15 protein-coding genes are annotated in these 16,620 nt (G+C 73.3%); 4 read left to right on the top strand and 11 right to left on the bottom strand.

The genetic code is table 11. The features are described from left to right. Window positions 1–17 precede the first annotated feature (17 nt). The 5 genes from ACFYZF_RS17080 to ACFYZF_RS17060 form a co-directional block, all read right to left on the bottom strand. Window positions 18–2,207, bottom strand: coding sequence for a CDP-glycerol glycerophosphotransferase family protein (locus tag ACFYZF_RS17080; RefSeq protein WP_387021265.1), 2,190 nt, complete (start codon window positions 2,205–2,207; stop codon window positions 18–20). 16 nt (window positions 2,208–2,223) lie between these two features. Then, a complete protein-coding gene (locus tag ACFYZF_RS17075) occupies window positions 2,224–4,233 on the bottom strand; it encodes a DUF5941 domain-containing protein (protein WP_387021263.1) in 2,010 nt (669 codons plus the stop codon). After that, window positions 4,230–4,976: an ABC transporter ATP-binding protein gene (locus ACFYZF_RS17070; RefSeq protein ID WP_387021260.1), complete on the bottom strand. Its 747-nt coding sequence runs from the start codon at window positions 4,974–4,976 to the stop codon at window positions 4,230–4,232. The genes ACFYZF_RS17075 and ACFYZF_RS17070 overlap by 4 nt, the downstream gene beginning before the upstream one ends. A gap of 92 nt (window positions 4,977–5,068) precedes the next feature. Beyond that, window positions 5,069–5,896 carry an ABC transporter permease gene (locus ACFYZF_RS17065; protein WP_387021258.1) on the bottom strand — a complete coding sequence of 276 codons (828 nt, stop codon included), beginning with the start codon at window positions 5,894–5,896 and terminating at the stop codon, window positions 5,069–5,071. A gap of 18 nt (window positions 5,897–5,914) precedes the next feature. Continuing rightward, entirely contained in the window at window positions 5,915–7,285 is a 1,371-nt protein-coding gene (locus tag ACFYZF_RS17060; protein ID WP_387021255.1) for an L-serine ammonia-lyase, read from the bottom strand. Window positions 7,286–7,634: 349 nt separating this feature from the next. On the opposite strand from ACFYZF_RS17060, the gene ACFYZF_RS17055 reads away from it, so the two are divergent. Further along, the gene (locus ACFYZF_RS17055; RefSeq protein WP_387021253.1) at window positions 7,635–7,841 is read left to right on the top strand and encodes a PspC domain-containing protein; all 207 of its coding nucleotides are present in this window, start codon (window positions 7,635–7,637) and stop codon (window positions 7,839–7,841) included. A 24-nt stretch (window positions 7,842–7,865) separates the two neighbouring features. Then, window positions 7,866–8,480, top strand: a complete 615-nt coding sequence (locus ACFYZF_RS17050) for a nicotinate-nucleotide adenylyltransferase (RefSeq protein ID WP_387021250.1) — start codon at window positions 7,866–7,868, stop codon at window positions 8,478–8,480. A 30-nt stretch (window positions 8,481–8,510) separates the two neighbouring features. On the opposite strand, the gene ACFYZF_RS17045 is transcribed toward ACFYZF_RS17050, so the two are convergent. From ACFYZF_RS17045 to pdxH, 6 genes are all read right to left on the bottom strand, one after another. Then, entirely contained in the window at window positions 8,511–9,197 is a 687-nt protein-coding gene (locus tag ACFYZF_RS17045) for a DUF4230 domain-containing protein (RefSeq protein ID WP_387021247.1), read from the bottom strand. 512 nt (window positions 9,198–9,709) lie between these two features. Further along, window positions 9,710–10,015 carry a type II toxin-antitoxin system VapB family antitoxin gene (locus tag ACFYZF_RS17040; protein WP_161689172.1) on the bottom strand — a complete coding sequence of 102 codons (306 nt, stop codon included), beginning with the start codon at window positions 10,013–10,015 and terminating at the stop codon, window positions 9,710–9,712. Window positions 10,016–10,233: 218 nt separating this feature from the next. Continuing rightward, window positions 10,234–10,836, bottom strand: a complete 603-nt coding sequence (locus tag ACFYZF_RS17035) for a nitroreductase family protein (RefSeq protein WP_387021243.1) — start codon at window positions 10,834–10,836, stop codon at window positions 10,234–10,236. Window positions 10,837–10,858: 22 nt separating this feature from the next. Further along, window positions 10,859–11,788, bottom strand: a complete 930-nt coding sequence (locus ACFYZF_RS17030; RefSeq protein WP_387021240.1) for an aldose 1-epimerase family protein — start codon at window positions 11,786–11,788, stop codon at window positions 10,859–10,861. A gap of 10 nt (window positions 11,789–11,798) precedes the next feature. Beyond that, window positions 11,799–13,103 (bottom strand): MFS transporter, encoded by a 1,305-nt coding sequence (locus ACFYZF_RS17025; RefSeq protein WP_387021238.1) that lies wholly within the window; start codon window positions 13,101–13,103, stop codon window positions 11,799–11,801. After that, the gene (gene pdxH, locus ACFYZF_RS17020) at window positions 13,100–13,786 is read right to left on the bottom strand and encodes a pyridoxamine 5'-phosphate oxidase (protein WP_387021589.1); all 687 of its coding nucleotides are present in this window, start codon (window positions 13,784–13,786) and stop codon (window positions 13,100–13,102) included. Before pdxH ends, ACFYZF_RS17025 begins: the two co-directional genes overlap by 4 nt. A gap of 246 nt (window positions 13,787–14,032) precedes the next feature. Here pdxH and ACFYZF_RS17015 point away from each other — a divergent pair, with 246 nt between their 5' ends. Together ACFYZF_RS17015 and serC are read left to right on the top strand one after the other, a co-directional pair. After that, window positions 14,033–15,139 (top strand): citrate synthase 2, encoded by a 1,107-nt coding sequence (locus ACFYZF_RS17015; RefSeq protein ID WP_387021235.1) that lies wholly within the window; start codon window positions 14,033–14,035, stop codon window positions 15,137–15,139. 320 nt (window positions 15,140–15,459) lie between these two features. Continuing rightward, window positions 15,460–16,587 carry a phosphoserine transaminase gene (gene serC / locus ACFYZF_RS17010; RefSeq protein WP_387021233.1) on the top strand — a complete coding sequence of 376 codons (1,128 nt, stop codon included), beginning with the start codon at window positions 15,460–15,462 and terminating at the stop codon, window positions 16,585–16,587. Window positions 16,588–16,620: the final 33 nt, after the last annotated feature.

The following is a 16,620-nucleotide window of genomic DNA, read 5'->3' as shown; positions in this document are numbered from 1 at the left end:
ATTACGGGTCAGCAGGTTCAGCCCGGTTCGCCGAGAAAAACCCGGCGGACGACCCGTTCGGCGGCGTGGCCGTCGTCCAGGGCGCAGAACCGGGCCCGGAACCGCTTCCGGGCCTCGGTCGCGGCGGGGGCGTCGACCGCGCCGGAGCGGAACAGGTCGAGCAGACCGGGGAAGCTGGTGGTCACGGCGCCGGGCGGCTCGGCGAGCAGGTCCAGGTAGACGCCCCGGGCCAGCCGGTACGCCGTCCAGTCCGGCGCGTACACGACGATCGGCCGGTCCAGCACGGCGTAGTCGAACATCGCCGACGAGTAGTCCGTGACCAGCACGTCGGCGGCGAGGTAAAGGTCCTCGACCCGGTCGTGGTCGCTGACGTCCCGGATCCGGGCGCCGGCCGGGCCGAGGACCGGCCCCGACGACCGGCCGTCCCGGTCGTGGAAATAGTGGCTGCGGATCAGCAGCCGGCCGGCCGGCCCGAGCGTGTCGAGCAGCACGTCCGGGTCGAACGGCGGGCGGTACCCGGGCAGGTGCTCGCGGTGGGTCGGGGCGTAGAGCACCACCCGGTCGCCGGGGGCGAGGCCGAGCCGGGAACGCGCCTCGCGCACCTCGGTGGGGGTGGCGGTGGCCAGCCGGTCGTTGCGCGGGTACCCGACCTCCAGCGTGGTGTACGCGGCCGGGTACGCCCGCTCCCACATCTGGGTGGAGAAGCTGTTCGCGGAGACGCTGTAGTCCCACCGGTCCACCCGGCGAAGCAGCTTCGCGAAGTCCATCCCCACCGCGCCGGCCGGGTAGCGCTGCTGGTCCAGCCCCATCACCTTGACCGGGGTGCCGTGGTGGGTCTGCACGTGCACCGAGCCCGGCCGCTTGCGCACGAAGTCGGGAAAGTTCACGTTGTTGACCAGCCAGCTGGCCCGGGCCAGCACCCGGTGGTACTCGCGGCTGCCGGCCACCACGAACTCCACCCCGCTCGGGAGGGAGCCGACCCGGTCCCGCCGGACCACCCACACCCCGCGCACCTGCGGGGCCAGCCGGCGGGCCGCCTCGTAGATCGCCGCCGGGTTGCAGGCGTACCCGCGGTACCAGTACGCCGCGTAAACGGCCAGCGTCGGGTCGAGCGGCCGGCGCAGCTCGGCCCGGTAGTACTCGCGTAGCAGCGCGTCGCGGCCCACTCGGGCGGCCCGCCGGACCACCGGCCTCGCCCGACGGACCTGCCGCCGGGCGGCGTCCCGGGTGTGGTTGGCCCCCCGCAGGGCGCTGAACGTCCGCCACCGGCCGGCGGCGGCCAGCCGGTGCTTGAGCCCCTCCACCCCCTCCGGCACCGGATGGCCCCCGGGCGGTCGGAAGCGGGCGTGGTCGGCGGTGATCTGGGCGAAGAAGGCGGGCCGCAGCTCGGGAGCGATCCGCTCGCCGTTGCCGAGCACGGTCAGGTAGTGCCAGATCATCCGCTCGAAGACCGCCGGGCGCAGGTCGTCGACGGCCGGCGCCCACCGGTCCATCAGCCGGAACACCCGGTGCCACTGGACGAACACCTCGAAGTGCCGGTCCCCCCGGGTCCGGGTGATCGCGCCGGCCCGGCGCTGCCGGTAGTTGACGCAGACCCGGTCCAGCACCCCGATCCGCTCGGCGGCCATCAGCACCGGGAAGCTGAACGGCACGTCCTCGTACCAGCCCGGCTCGAAGCGCAGCCCGAGGTCGACCAGGAACTCCCGGCGGACCAGCCGGTTCCACGCGGTGTGCAGCAGCCGCAGCGTCTCCGGCCGCTCACGCAGCCGGAAGGTGGCCGGTCCGAGCGGCTCGGGGAAGACGTCCCGCATCGCGCTGCGGGTGGACCGCTCGTCCCAGCGCACCCGGACGTGGTCGACGACGAGCACGTCCGGGCGGGTGGCCCGGAGCCGGGCGGCCACCTCGGCCAAGCAGTCCGGGGCCAGCCAGTCGTCGCCGTCGACGAACCAGACGTACTCGCCGCCGGCCAGGTCCAGCCCGGCGTTGCGGGCCGGACCCAGGCCGACGTTCTCGGTCAGCCGGACGGCGCGGACCCGGTGGTCCCGGGCCGCGTAGTCGGCCAGGATGTCGCCGCTGCCGTCCGGCGAGTGGTCGTCGACGCCGATCACCTCGACGTCGTCGAACGGCTGGCCGAGAATCGAGTCGAGGCACTCGCTCAGGTACGCCTGCACCCGGTAGGCCGGTACGACGAAGCTGATCAGCGTCATCGACCGGCCCCCCACGTCAGCCCGGCTGCCGGACGCCTCCGCGCGCCGGGACGCCCGCGGCCCGCCGGGCGCGGGCGGGCAGGACGACCCAGGCCAGGACCACGCTCCCGACGAAAACCATGAACAGGTACGCACCGAGTGTAGCCATCACAACAGCCGCGAATCCGACGATCGCCGCGATGGCCAGCAGCACCGAGCGTCCCTCCCAGCCCAGCGTCCACGGGTGCAGCGGCGGGGCCGCCTGCCGCTTCTCCAACCGGGCCGTGAGGTCATAGTGGTGCAGGGTCAGCACGAAGACGTACCCGAAGACGACCCACGCCGGCACCCCGGCGACCACGCCGACCGCGACGGCGAACAGGTACTCGCCGGCCCGCAGCGCGGCCGGGACCAACCAGTCCAGCGGGCCGTTGTGCGCCGCCCCGGCCCCCAGGCCGGCGAGCAGCAGCACCAGCAGGGCCGCCGGCACGGCCCAACGCAGGGCGGCCGGGTCGCCGTCCCCGCCCGCCCGGAGCAGGGCCGCGACCAGCAGCGCCGCCGGGCCGAGGGCGCCGATCACCGCCAGCGTCAGCGGGCCCACCGGGCGCAGCGCGGGGAACCGGGCCGAGAGCGGGCCGTCGTCGCGGTGCAGGGTGGCGTCGACCGTGTCCAGCACCGGCACCCGCATCCAGCGGGCCCGCAGGGTGCGCAGCGCACCCGTGTACGCGAACGCCAGCGCCCCCCAGGCCAGCACCGCGACCAGGCTGACCAGCGGATCGAACAGCGCGACGGTCAGCGCGATCAGCGCCCACCGCTCCCCGATCGGGAACACCACCGTCCGCTTCAGCCAGTACGACAGCGACCCCGTGTCGGCCTGCACCCGGGTCGACGCGGCGTTCAGTTTGTCGCCGATCCCGCCGCCGCCCGCGCCGGCGGTTTTCGGCCGGCGGGCCGCCTCGTCGTGCAGCACCCCGTACCAGGTGTCGGTCATGTGCCGGACGGTCTGCAACGTCATCGCGGCGATGGCCAGCGCCCAGCCGTACCGGTAGCCGGCGGCCGTCGCCCCGTAGCCGAGGCCGGCGTAGACCACGTACTCCTTCGCCCGGTCGGCCATGGTGTCCAGCCAGCCGCCCCACGCGCTGAAGTGCCGGGTGTAGCGGGCGAGCTGCCCGTCCACGCAGTCCAGCATGAAGCCGAGGTAGAGCAGCACCGCGCCGGTGACCAGCGCGGGCCGGCCGCCGACGCCGAACAGCACCGCCGCGGCGACCGCGAACAGCACGGAGATCGCGGTGACCCCGGTCGGGGTCAGCTTGAGCCGCGCCGACGCCTTCGTGACGTACGGGGACCAGGTGCTGACGAAGTACGTGGTGAAGAAGTCGTCCTTCTCCTTCACCGACAGCCGCAGCTCGGCCTTGTCCTCGTCGACCGCTCCGAGTGCCGCCTCGGCGGCGGCCAGCCCCGCCGGGTCGGCGACCCGGTGGGCGACGAGCAGGCGTACCCGGTGGGCGAAGGTCAGCGTGCCGAGCGCGGTGAGGCCGGCGAACAACCGGTCCACCGCGGGCCCGGCCGGGGCGGGCCCGAGGGCTGCGCCGGCCGGCGACCCGCCCGCGGCGGCGGCCCGGGCGGCGGCGGCCAGGGCCGGCAGATCGTCCACCCCCACCCGCAGCGCCCCGCCGAACACCCCGGTCGCACCGCCTTCGAGCTGCCCGTCGATGCCGGCGGCGACCACCTGGCCGCGCTCCTCGCGCACCACGGCCCGGCCGGGGGCGGGCGGGTCGGTGAGCACCAGGGCCACCGTCGGCCCGACCGGGCTGGTGGCCAGGTGCCGCAGTACGGCGGTGTGCGCCACCAGGTCCGCCCCGCTGACGATCACCGGCCCGGTCGCGGCGTCGGCGAGGGCGGCCAGCTCGGCCAGGTCGGCGGCGTGCCGCACCTGACTCGCCCCGGCCCGGCGCCACTGGTCGGCCAGCCGGTCGGCCAGCGTCGCCCCGGCGCGTGTCGGCAGGTTCGCGGCCGGAGAACCGGCGGCGAGCACGATCGCGAGCGTCACCGCGGAACCGCGGTGTGGTACGCGTCCAGCGCCTCGGCGATCGTCCCGTCGACGGTCAGCCGCCCGGCGTCGAGGTACAGCCCTCGACGGCAGAACCGGGTCAGATCCTTTTCGTTGTGTGACACCAGCACCAGTGTGCGTCCCTCCCCCAGCAATCGGTCGATCGTCGCATAACACTTCTCGCGGAACTCCGCGTCCCCGACCGCGGTCACCTCGTCCATGAGCAGGATCGGGTGCGGCAGGTGCGAGATGATGGCGAAACCGAGCCGCACCTTCATCCCCGAGGAGTAGTGCCGCACCGCCGCGTCGATGGCCCGTTCCACCTGCTCACCGGCGAAGGAGACGATCTCGTCGAAGTGTTCGCGCAGGTAGCCCGACGACAGCCCGTGCAGCCCGCCGACGAGGTACAGGTTCTCCCGCCCGGTCAGGTCGTTGGAGAAACCGGCGGACAGCTCCAGCAGCGGTGCCACGTCGCCACGGACCCGGATGCGTCCCTCGTCGGGGATCAGCACCCCGGCGATCAGCCGCAACAGGGTGCTCTTTCCGGTGCCGTTGCGGCCGACCACCCCGACCGTCTCACCGGCCGCGACGGAGAACGACACGTCCCGCAGCGGCCAGAACCGGCCGGCGTCGGCCGACCTGTCGCCCGGTCGGATGAAGAACTCCCGCAGCCGCAGCTGCCGCCGCCGGTTGCGGACGAACCGGATGCCGAGGCCGTCCGCCTCGATGATCGGTTCCGTCATCACAGCTCCCTGAGCGCCGTCGTCACAGCCGCCATCACAGCTCCCTGAGCGCCGTCATCACAGCCGCCATCACAGCTCCCTGAGCGCCGTCATCACAGTTCCTTGAGCACGGCGGGTTCGAGCCGGCGGAACGCCCACCAGCCGGCCACCAGCACCAGCAGGCTCACCACGATCGTGGTGGTCAGCAGCCGGGCGTCGGGGAACTGGTCCGGGTACCAGATCGCGTGGTGGAGCTGGAAGATGCCGACCAGCGGGTTCAGCTCGTACCCGGTCTTCACCCAGCCGGGCATGGTGGACTCCCGGACCAGGCTGAGCGGGTAGATGATCGGGGTGGCGTAGAACAGCAGCCGGATCACCAGCCGCATGAACCGCTCGATGTCGCGCATCAACACGTTGAGCGCCGACAGCAGCAGCGCCAGCCCGACCAGCAGCACCGCCTGTACGGCGACGGCGAGCGGCAGGGCGAGCACCGACCAGCCGGGGTGCACCTCGCCGCGCGCCACGTAGACGCCGGCGATGGCGACCAGGATCGGCAGGCCGGCGGCGTACTCGGCGAACCGGCCGGTGATCCGGCTGATCGGGAAGACCTGGCGCGGCACGTTCAGCGTGGTGATCAGCCGGGCCTGCCCGGTCAGCGCGTTGGTCGCCTCGCTCAGCGCCGAACTGGTCCACATCCAGGCGAAGATGCCGGTGATCAGGAACAGCGGGTACGACGCGGCTGCCTGACCGAGGTGCCGGCTGGTGTCGCCGGAGTAGAGCACCCCGAAGACGAACCAGTAGATCGCCCCCATGCCGAGCGGCTCGATCAGCGACCAGAGGTACCCGAGCACCGACTGCTGGTACTTCACCGCCAGGTCGCGCCGGACGAGGATGCGCAGCGAGTTCCGGTGCGCCCACAGCGCCCCGACGCCAGACGCCACCCCCGCCTCCTCGCCGGATCAGCACTCGATCACGTTGACGGCCAGGCCGCCCCGCGACGTCTCCTTGTACTTGACCTTCATGTCGGCGCCGGTCTCACGCATCGTCTTGATCACCTTGTCCAGCGAGACGTGGTGCACCCCGTCGCCGCGCAAGGCCAGCCGGGCAGCAGTGATCGCCTTGATGCTAGCCACGGCGTTGCGCTCGATGCAGGGGATCTGCACCAGGCCACCGACCGGGTCGCAGGTGAGCCCGAGATTGTGCTCCATGCCGATCTCGGCCGCGTTCTCCACCTGCTCGGGGGTGCCGCCGAGGGCCTCGGCGAGCCCGGCGGCGGCCATCGAGCAGGCCGAGCCGACCTCGCCCTGGCAGCCCACCTCGGCACCGGAGATCGAGGCGTTCTCCTTGAACAGCACGCCGATCGCCCCGGCCGCCAGCAGGAACCGGACCACGCCCTCGTCGGACGCCCCCGGCACGAACCGGGTGTAGTAGTGCAGCACCGCCGGGATGATCCCCGCAGCGCCGTTGGTCGGGGCGGTGACCACCCGGCCGCCGGCCGCGTTCTCCTCGTTGACCGCGAGCGCGAACAGGGTCACCCAGTCCATCACCCGCAGCGGGTCGGTGGTCCCGGTGTCCGCCTCCAGGCTGCGCCGCAGCTCCGCCGCGCGCCGCCGCACCTTCAGCCCACCCGGGAGCACGCCGTCGCGCTCGCAGCCCTGCGCGACGCACTCCCGCATCACCCGCCAGATCTCCAGCAGCCCGTCGCGCACCTCGCCCTCGGTGCGCCGGGACAGCTCGTTGGCGAGCATCACCTCGCTGATCGACAGCCCGTTGCCGGCGCTGACCCGCAGCAGCTCGGCCCCGGTCAGGAACGGGTACCGGACCCGGGCGGTGTCGGGGACGATCCGGTCCGCCCCGGCCGCCTCCTCGTCGACCACGAACCCGCCGCCGACCGAGTAGTACGTCCGCTCCCGCAGCTCCGCCCCGGCGGCGTCGTACGCGACGAAGGTCATCCCGTTCGGGTGGTACGGCAGCGACCGACGCCGGTGCAGCACCAGGTCCCGGTCCGGGTCGAAGTCGATCTCCTGGACGCCGAGCAGGCCCAGCCGCCGCTCGGCCCGGACCCGCGCCACCCGGGGCCCGACGGTGTCGGTGTCGACGGCCTCCGGCGCCTCGCCCTCCAGCCCGAGCAGCACCGCCCGGTCGCTGCCGTGGCCGTGGCCGGTGGCGCCGAGCGAGCCGAACAGCTCGGCCCGCACCCGGGCCGTCGCGGAGAGCTGCCCGTCGGCCTTGAGCCCGGCGACGAACGTCCGGGCGGCTCGCATCGGGCCCACTGTGTGCGAGCTGGACGGCCCGATGCCCACGCTGAAGAGGTCGAAAACGCTGATCATGTGCACTTCCTCGCCGTCGACCCCGCAGTGCGGGCCCGGCCCGGTCGCGGCCTCCCCCGGTCGGGTCGGCCGTCCCACCGCCGTCCGGGTGTGGACGGCCCAGCGGACCAGCCTACCCGCGCAGGTCACCCACCCCCCACATCCTGCGTCCCACTGCGCACCCGCAGGCGAAACGCGCGGGCGGGGGGCGCGGCGCAGGCGAGGGAGAGGCGTCGCGACGGAGGCGCCCGGGTAAGCACCTACGGGACAGGGGTCGCGGGATCACCCTCGGGACGGAGGGCGGGGTGGCCGTCCGTTTCTACCGTGGAGTACAGACGCGGCGGGTACGCCGCAGAGTGGGAGTACGACAATGAGTCGCAAACTGGTCCGGCCCCGCGAGGGGCGCATGCTCGCCGGGGTCTGCGTCGGCCTGGCCCGCCGGTTCAACACCTCCGCCAACATGATCCGGCTGCTGTTCCTGCTGTCGCTGCTGCTGCCCGGTACCCAGGTGATCGTGTACCTGGTGCTGTGGGTGCTGATGCCGAACGAGGACCGCTACGCCGCCACCCGCTACTGATCCCCCGCCGACGTGGCCGACGAAGTGAGCGCTGCACCCCTCCCGGAGCCCAGGCGGCCCCAGGAGGGGTTCGCACACGGCCGGTTCCAGGTGCTGCACGTCGAACACCTGGAGTATCTACTCGCCGCCGCCGAGCGGTGCGGCTTCCTGTACGTGGGCATCACCCAACCCCATCTCGACCGGCTACGCCCCTCTGCCGGGGCGGCGGCACACCGGCACGACCCGACGGCCAACCCGCTGACGTACGGGGAACGCGCCGAGCTCGTCACCCGCTGCCTCGTCGCCGCGGGGGTCGGGAAGACCGCCTTCGCGGTGCGTCCTTTCCCGATCGAGCAGCCTGAGCTGCTCGCTGATCTCATCCCGCTCTCCGCCACGGCCTTCACCACGGTCTGCGACGAATGGAATCTGCACAAGATCGAAGTGCTGCGGCGGCTCGGCTACGACGTGCAGGTGCTGTTCCGGCGCGGCAGCCAGCGCATTACCGGCTCGGCGATTCGCCGCATGATCGGGCAGGGCGACCCGAAGTGGACCTCGTTCGTGCAGGCAGCCTGCCGGGACTACCTGCTCGACCTTGACTTGGCGGCCCGGCTGAGGGCGTTGGCCGGACAGTCGAAGGGGGACGATGCCCGACTACCGTGAGATCAGGGACAGTAACCGCCATGTATAGGCTCAGGGCGCGGTGTAGGTGACGGTCACCTTCTCGTACCCGAGGGAGCGGAGCAGGCCCTCCAGCATCTTGCGGGTGTTCTCCTCCGCGCGGGCCTGCAGGCCGCTGTCCCGGGCGGCGGCGGTGATCCGCTCCTCGGCCAGCTTGTACACCTGCTGCTGGCGGTTCGGGTCACCCTTGACCAGGTCGTTGAGCCGGTTGATCAGACCCCGCTGCTGCGCGACGACGTAGCTCTTCTCCATGTCCAGGTTTGTCTGGGCGAGCTGCGGCGCGGGAAGCTTGACCTCGACGGACTTCCCGTCGGCCGAAACGGCGATCGCACCCTCGGCGATCTTGCCGAAGTCGACGTACGCCTCGACGCTGCCCGCCCCCACGAAGAGGGTGCGCTCGTTGAGCAGGAACTCCGGGACGTTTTTCCGGTCGTTCTGCAGGTCGACCACGACCTGGAAGTTGCCCTCGGCCGCGACGTAGCGGCTGAGATCCTGGATGGACTTCAGCAGCGGGGGCTGACTGCGGTCGGTCTGCTCCTTGCTGAACGGGTTGCGGAAGTCCGGAAAGACCCCGGCCACCTGCGTGCCGAGCAGCACCACCACGGCCAGCGCCGCGGCACCGAGCACCACCAGCAACCCCCGGGCGGGCCCGGAGGGGCCCCGCGGGGCGGGCCGGTCGACCTCACCGTCAGGGGACATCGCGCTCACCATCCTCGATCGGACACATCGTCTTCCGATGACGGTACGGCCCTCGTGCGACACCCGCTCGGCGAGCACCCGGTCTGTGCGTGTCGCACTCTGGACGGGCCTCACTGCGCCATGTCGTCGTACCAGGTCACCAGCCCGCCCCGGCAATGTGGTGGGCCGGCCGGAGCGCGGCGGCGGAGACTGGGGCCTGTCCCGAGGGCCGGCACAGTTACCCGCCGGCCCCGATCCCGGCCTTGCTGGTAAGGGAGATACGGGCCGGCGTGTCGTGTTCGTCTTCAGCAGACGATCATGGCGAGGCGGGTGCGCCCAACCCTGCGCCTACGGCCGACTTCGGCACAGTCCCCAGATGCCCGCTCCCCGCGCGTGCGGGGGTGGGGTGGACTTCCGCCACCGCACGCCGGTCAGGTGACGCCCCCGGGCGGATCGGCGTGGGCGCGCCGGCCCGGGGACGGGCACGGAGCGTCAGCCGAACGCGGAGCCGGGTCAGGGAGGGCCGACAACCGTCAGTCGACTTGGCCGGAGAGCACCAGCACCCGGGCGTGGATCTGGTTGCGTTGCTGGAGGGCAGCGCGCAGCGCGCGGTGCAGCCCGTCCTCCAGGTACAGTCCGCCGTTCCACTGCACGACGTGCGGGAACAGGTCGCCGTAGAAGGTGGAGTCCTCGGCGAGGAGCTTGTCCAGCGCCAGCTCGCGCTTGGTGGTGATCAGCTGGTCCAGCCTCAGCGGGCGCGGTGGGATCTCCGCCCACTGCTTGAGCGTCAGGTTGTGGTCCGGGTAGGGACTCCCGTCCCGGACCGCTCTGAAGATCACGACGGTGCGCTCCCCTCCCCCTGACCGGGCCGACCCGCCGCGTCGGGTCGCATCGCGGTGTGGCGCCGCGCGTCGCGGCACCGATGACCGTGCCAGCGTAGCCGCCCGTGCCACACCGCGTTTTACTCCCTCATGTCGCATTCACCACTGCGGTGCCCCGGACCCGGCCGCCCGGACCGGGTACGCGCCGCCGGTCGCGGTCGGTTCCGACGGACCGGTCAGCTCCAGCGGCCCCGGTGGACCACCTCGTCGACCGGGCGACGCCCCCGGCTCAGCGACGGCGACCGGTGGTCCGGTGCCCGGTAGCCGACGGTCAGCGCGCCGATCGGCTGGTACTCCTCCGGCACCCCGAAGGCCTGCCGGTACGGGGCGGTGCGCTGGGGCGGGATGCCGAAGAAGCACGCGCCCAGCCCTTCGTCCGCCGCGGTGAGCAGCATCAGCAGGGCGGCGAAGCCGGTGTCGACGTGCCAGTACGGCACCGGCCAGCGCTCCGTCGAGCGGTCCGCCCAGCCTTTGTCCGGCTCGGCGTACCGCTCCAGGTACGCCGATCGGTTGGCGTGTGGCACGACGATCAGCGGTGCCCGCCGCATCCCGGCCAGCCACCGCTCCCGCCCACCGCCGTCCGGGGTGGTTGCCGCCCAGAACCGCTCCCGGTCCTCCGGCGCCTCTAGCACCAGGAATCCCCAGCCCTGGGCGAACCCGGCGGACGGGGCCCGGACCGCGTGGTCGAGCAGCCGCTCGACCACCTCGGGCGGGACCGAGCGGTCCGGGTCGTAGTTGCGCACCATCCGGCGCCGCCGGACGACCTCGGCGAACTCCATGTCGCTCCCTCGCGCCGGCCGGTCAGGCCCCGGGACGGATGCCCCAGGTGCCCCGCCAGGTGTCCCCCGGCTCCAGCGTGATCACGTCCTTGCCCGAGCGGAACGCGTCCGGCGGGCAGGTCATCGGCTCGACAGCCACCGAGCGCCGGTGCCGCTCCCCGCCGAGGGTGTCCCCGGTGAAGACCTGCCACCAGCCGAACTCCCGGTCCGCCCAGATCCGCACCGCGACGGCGTCGTCCGGGGCGGCCAGTGTCACCGAGGAGCCGCCGTCGGCGGCCCGGATCACCTCGCCGAAGGCCGCGTCGAGCACCGCGTCGCCGATCCTGCGCGGGCTGGTGTAGTCGTACTCGGTGCCGGCGACCGGGGTCGCCCCGACCGGCAGCAGCCGCCCGTCCAGCATCACCCGGGTCCGCCCGGGCACCTGGATCAAGATGTCGTCGACCGCCACCCCGGGCAGCCGCAGGTACGGGTGCGTCGAGAAGCCGAAGGGGCAGGGCCCGTCGCCGACGTTGGTCACCTCGTGCTCGACGAGCAGGCCGTCCGGGCCCACGGCGTACCGGTTGCGCAGCCGCAGGCCCCACGGGTAGCCGGGGTGCGGCGGCAGGTCGTAACCGACCGTCACCGCGTCGTCGGCCTGCTCGACCAGGTGCCACCGCGCCCAGTTGACCAGACCGTGGATGGCGTTGTTCCGGGTCGGCTCGGTCAGCGTGAGCTGCAACGCCCGTCCCCCGAAGGAGTACTGCCCGTCGCGGATCCGGTTGGGCCACGGGGCCAGCACCTGCCCGGCCCCGCCGGGGCAGATCTCGTCGAGGTCGTACCCGTCGAGGTAGTCGGTTCCGTCGTGCCGGTATGTCCGTAGACCGCCGCCCACCTCCACGATGACGGCCTCGTGGCCGGCGGCGGAAATGGTCCACTGCGCGCCTGACGGCGGGGGGGTCGCGGCGTTCTGCATGCCGGTGACCTTAGCCGCTCGCTTCCTGTGTACGCGGTGTGGCGGCCCGGTAGCGGATCAGGGCCGGGAAGACCGCCACCAGCAGCACCGCCAGCACCGCCGCGGCCAGGCCGCCGCCGACCCAGGCGACGCCGATGCCGAGCCCGGCTGCCGTCGCCCCCGCGCGCAGGTCGCCGAGGCGGGGCCCGCCCGCGACGACCACCGTGTTCACGCCCTGGAGCCGGCCGCGCATCCGGTCGGGCGCGTGCACCAGCAGCATCGTCTGCCGCAGCACGGCGCTGATCAGGTCGGCCGCGCCGGCCAGCGCGAGCAGCCCGACCACCAGCCAGAGCTGGCGGGCCAGCCCGGCGGCGGCGATGGCCACCCCCCAGCCGACCACGGCGAGGACCAGCGCCAGCCCCTGCCGGCGGAGCCGGCCGATCCAGCCGGAGGTGAGCCCGCCGAGCATCGACCCGATGGCGATCGCGCTGTAGAGCCAGCCGACCGCAGCACCGCCGCCGAACCGCTCCTGGGCCACCTGGGGGAAGAGTGCCCGGGGCATCGCCAGCACCATCGCGATCAGGTCGATGACGAAGGAGAGCAGCAGCACGGGGGTCGCGCCCAGGTAGCGGAAGCCGTCCACGATGCTCCTCAGCCCCGCCCGGCGGGGCGCGGCGGAGCCGTCCGGGTCGGGCTCGGGGCGCAGCGCCGGCAGCCGGAAGGTGGCCCACAGCGAGACGGTGAAGAGCAGGGCGTCCACCGCGTACGCCACCGGCAGGCCGAGCCCCGTGCCCCAGCCGGCGAAGATCAGGCCGGCGGCCAACGGCCCGAACACCGAGGTGACGGTGTGGGTGGTGTAGTTGAGCGTGCTCGCCGCGGCCACCAGTTCCGTCGACACCAGCCGGGGCAGGATCGCGCTGCGGGTCGGCGAGGTGACCGCGAACGCGGTGGACTGCACCGCCACCAGGGTCAGCAGCAGCACCGGGCTGCCCACCCGCAGCAGGGCCTGGACCAGCAGCGCGAGCGTCGACGCCCAGAGCAGCGCCCCGCCGGCGAGCAGCACCAGGCGGCGGTCCAGGACGTCGGCGACCGCCCCGCCCCACAGCCCGAAGACCAGCAGCGGCAGGAACCCGGCGACGCCGAGCAGGCCGACCCAGAACGAGCCGCCGGTCAACGCGTACATCTCCACCGGCACCGCGACCGCGGTGAACTGGAAGCCGAACATGGCCACGGCGCTGCCGAGCCACACCCGCCGGTACGCCGGCACGCCGAGCGGGCGCAGGTCGATCGCCCAGCGGCGCGCCCCGCGCGGCCGGACCTCCTTGACGGCGGTCACGGGGCCAGCCGCTCCACCACCCAGCCTCCGTCGCCGGCCGTCCCCGGGGCGGGCCCGGTGCGGCGGAACCGCAGCCGGTCGTGCAGCCGGCTGGCCCGGCCCTGCCAGAACTCCACCGTCTCCGGACGCACCCGCAGCCCGCCCCAGTTCGGCGGGGCGGGGATCGGCTCCACCTCGGCGAAGCGCTCGGCCGCCGCCCGGTAGCCGGCGTCCAGCGCGGCCCGGTCCGGGATCACCCGGGACTGGGCGCTGGCCCAGGCGCCAAGTTGGGAGCCGCGCGGCCGGCCGGCGTAGTACGCCTCGGTCTCGGCCCGGTCCACCGGCTCGATCCGCCCGGCCACCACCACCTGCCGCTGTATCGCGAACCACGGGAAGACCAGGCTGGCGTACGGGTTGGCCAGCGCCTCGACGCCCTTGCGGGAGCCGTGGTTGGTGAACAGGACGAAGCCCGCCGCGTCGTACCGCTTGAGCAGGACGGTGCGGCCGCTGGGGCGGCCCCGGGCGTCGGCGGTGCCGAACACCATGGCGTTCGGCTCGGGCAGCCGGGCGGCCACCGCGTCGGCGAACCAGCGGGCGAACTGCGTGTGCCAGTCGGCCGCCAGGCCCGCCTCGGAAAGGCCCAGGTCGGCGGCGTACTCGTTACGCATCCCCGCCGGCCCGGGTGTGTCACCCGTCACAGTCAGTCTCCCTCTCGTCGGACCGCCCGCATCCGCACCGCTGGCCAGCCCGCACCCCTCAGTCTCACCGAGGCCCGCCGGACGTCCACCGGCGGGGATGAGGCGTGCAGCACAGTCGCACTGGGTCGCGCAGTCGGTTACCCAGCAGGCAAGATGTCACGAACACGTCCCTGAGGATCGCCTGAGGCGCTCGACCGGCCGGGCCGGATGAGCCCGGGGCGGGCGCATCGAGCAGATCCAGGAGAGAGCGACATGGCCGACTTCAAACCCGGGCTGGAGGGCGTCGTAGCCTTCGAGACCCAGATCGCCGAGCCGGACAGGGCGGGGGGCGCGCTGCGCTACCGCGGCGTCGACATCGAGGACCTGATCGGTCAGCTCTCCTTCGGCAGCGTCTGGGCGCTGCTGGTCGACGGGCGCTTCGGGCCGGGGCTGCCGCCGGCCGAGCCGTTCCCGGTGCCGGTGCACTCCGGCGACATCCGGGTCGACGTGCAGTCCGCCGTCGCCATGCTCGCCCCGTACTGGGGGCTCAGCCAGCTGCTGGACATCTCCGACGAGCAGGCCCGCGAGGACCTGGCCCGGGTCTCGGTGACCGCGCTCTCCTTCGTCGCCCAGTCCGCCCGCGGCCTGGGCCTGCCGGCCGTGCCGCAGAAGGAGATCGACAAGGCTGAGACGATCGTCGAGCGCTTCATGAAGCGCTGGCGCGGCGAGCCCGACCCGCGGCACGTCAAGGCCGTGGACGCGTACTTCATCTCGGCCGCCGAGCACGGCCTGAACGCCTCCACGTTCACCGCCCGGATCGTCGCCTCCACCGGCGCGGACGCCGCGGCCTGCATCTCCTCCGGCATCGGAGCCCTCTCCGGCCCGCTGCACGGCGGCGCCCCCTCCCGGGTGCTCACCATGCTGGAGGCCGTCGAGCGCAGCGGGGACGCCGAGGGGTACGTCAAGGGCGTCCTGGACCGGGGCGAGCGGCTGATGGGCTTCGGCCACCGGGTCTACCGGGCCGAGGACCCGCGCGCCCGGGTGCTCCGCCGCACCGCCAAGGATCTGGGCGCGCCGCGCTTCGAGATCGCCGAGGCGCTGGAGAAGGCCGCCCTGGCCGAGCTCCAGGCCCGCCGGCCGGACCGGGTGCTCGCCACCAACGTCGAGTTCTGGTCGGCCGTGGTGCTGGACTTCGCCGAGGTGCCGGCGCACATGTTCACCTCGATGTTCACCTGCGCCCGGATGGGCGGCTGGAGCGCGCACATCCTGGAGCAGAAGAAGCTCCAGCGGCTGGTCCGCCCGTCGGCCACCTATGTCGGCCCGGGCCCCCGCAAGCCGCAGGAGGTCGAGGGCTGGGACGCCATTCCGCACGGCGTCTGAGCCGGGCGTCCTCCCGACGCAGTCACCACCTGGGCGCGCGGCGCCCGTCCAGCCGATCAGCGCCAACGCGAAGGGGCCCCGCCGGTCGGCGGGGCCCCTTCGCGTTGCCGGGAGGGCTGCCAGCCGCGCGACCGGCGGGTGTGTCACACGCCTCACCGCCGGGTGTCCGGGTCGGCCCGGGTGCGAGGATGAGTGCTCGGCAGAGCCGCCGGACCAGGTTCGGATCCCGGCCGACCGTGCGCCCACGCACGCGACCGCCGTCGGTCCGCACCCCGCCCACCCAGACCGGGCCCCGCCCACGCGGAAGGATCTCGACAACCGTGGCTGACGCACCGACCATCCGGATTCCCGACGACATCAAGCCCACCGACGGGCGGTTCGGCTGCGGGCCGTCCAAGGTCCGTCCGGCGGCCGTCTCCGCCCTCGCCGACGCGGCGACCGGCTTCCTGGGCACCTCGCACCGGCAGAAGACCGTCCGGGACCAGGTCGCCCGGCTGCGGCGCGGCATCGCCGAGTTCTACTCCCTCCCCGAGGGCTACGAGGTGATCCTCGGCAACGGCGGCACCACGGCGTTCTGGGAGGTCGCTGCGTTCGGCCTGATCCGGGACCGGGCCCAGTTCGCCAGCTTCGGCGAGTTCGGCGCGAAGTTCGCCAAGTCGGTCAGCCAGGCGCCGTTCCTCGGCGAGCCGACCGTGCGCAAGTCGGAGCCGGGCACCGCCCCGACGCTCGTGGCCGAGGCCGGGGTCGACGCGTACGGCCTCCCGCAGAACGAGACGTCGACCGGCGTGGCCGTGCCGATCAGCCGGGTGGCCGGTGCCGACGAGGGCTCGCTACTGCTGGTCGACGCCACCTCCGCCGCGGGCGGCCTGGCGGTCGACGTGCGCGAGACCGACGTCTACTACTTCGCCCCGCAGAAGTGCTTCGCCTCCGACGGCGGCCTCTGGCTGGCCCTGATGTCGCCGGCCGCGCTGGAGCGGGCCACCGAGATCAAGGCCTCGGGCCGGTACATCCCGGCGTTCCTCGACCTGGTCACCGCGATCGACAACTCGCGGCTGGAGCAGACGTACAACACCCCGGCCCTGGCCACCATCTTCCTGGCCGCCGAGCAGACCGACTGGATGAACGAGCAGGGTGGGCTGGACTGGGCCGCCAAGCGCACGGCCGAGAGCGCCGGCATCGTGTACGGCTGGGCCGAGCGCTCGGCCGTGGCGACCCCGTTCGTCACCGACCCGGCGCTGCGTTCCAACGTGGTCGCCACCGTCGACTTCGCCGACGGGGTGGACGCGGCGGCGATCGCCAAGGCGCTGCGGGCCAACGGGATCGTCGACACCGAGCCGTACCGGAAGCTGGGCCGCAACCAGCTCCGCATCGCGCTCTACCCGGCGGTCGAGCCGGCCGACGTGGAGGCGCTGACCGCCTCGATCGACTACGTCGTCGAGCGGCTCTAGGCATCGTCACATCGGGTGGTCGCCGGATCACCG

Source organism: Micromonospora sp. NPDC001898 (assembly GCF_042891255.1).
In the GTDB taxonomy this organism is placed as follows: Bacteria; Actinomycetota; Actinomycetes; order Mycobacteriales; family Micromonosporaceae; genus Micromonospora.
Note: the sequence above shows the minus strand (reverse complement) of the source record. Positions and strands in the feature narration are given on the sequence as shown.

Excerpts from the sequence above, each read along its gene's own strand:
- ACFYZF_RS17045 (WP_387021247.1), bottom strand. The coding sequence starts at position 9,197 with ATGTCCCCTGACGGTGAGGTCGACCGGCCCGCCCCGCGGGGCCCCTCC.
- ACFYZF_RS17070 (WP_387021260.1), bottom strand. The coding sequence starts at position 4,976 with ATGACGGAACCGATCATCGAGGCGGACGGCCTCGGCATCCGGTTCGTC.
- ACFYZF_RS17035 (WP_387021243.1), bottom strand. The coding sequence starts at position 10,836 with ATGGAGTTCGCCGAGGTCGTCCGGCGGCGCCGGATGGTGCGCAACTAC.
- ACFYZF_RS17080 (WP_387021265.1), bottom strand. The coding sequence starts at position 2,207 with ATGACGCTGATCAGCTTCGTCGTACCGGCCTACCGGGTGCAGGCGTAC.
- ACFYZF_RS17015 (WP_387021235.1), top strand. The coding sequence starts at position 14,033 with ATGGCCGACTTCAAACCCGGGCTGGAGGGCGTCGTAGCCTTCGAGACC.
- ACFYZF_RS17055 (WP_387021253.1), top strand. The coding sequence starts at position 7,635 with ATGAGTCGCAAACTGGTCCGGCCCCGCGAGGGGCGCATGCTCGCCGGG.
- ACFYZF_RS17060 (WP_387021255.1), bottom strand. The coding sequence starts at position 7,285 with ATGATCAGCGTTTTCGACCTCTTCAGCGTGGGCATCGGGCCGTCCAGC.
- ACFYZF_RS17030 (WP_387021240.1), bottom strand. The coding sequence starts at position 11,788 with ATGCAGAACGCCGCGACCCCCCCGCCGTCAGGCGCGCAGTGGACCATT.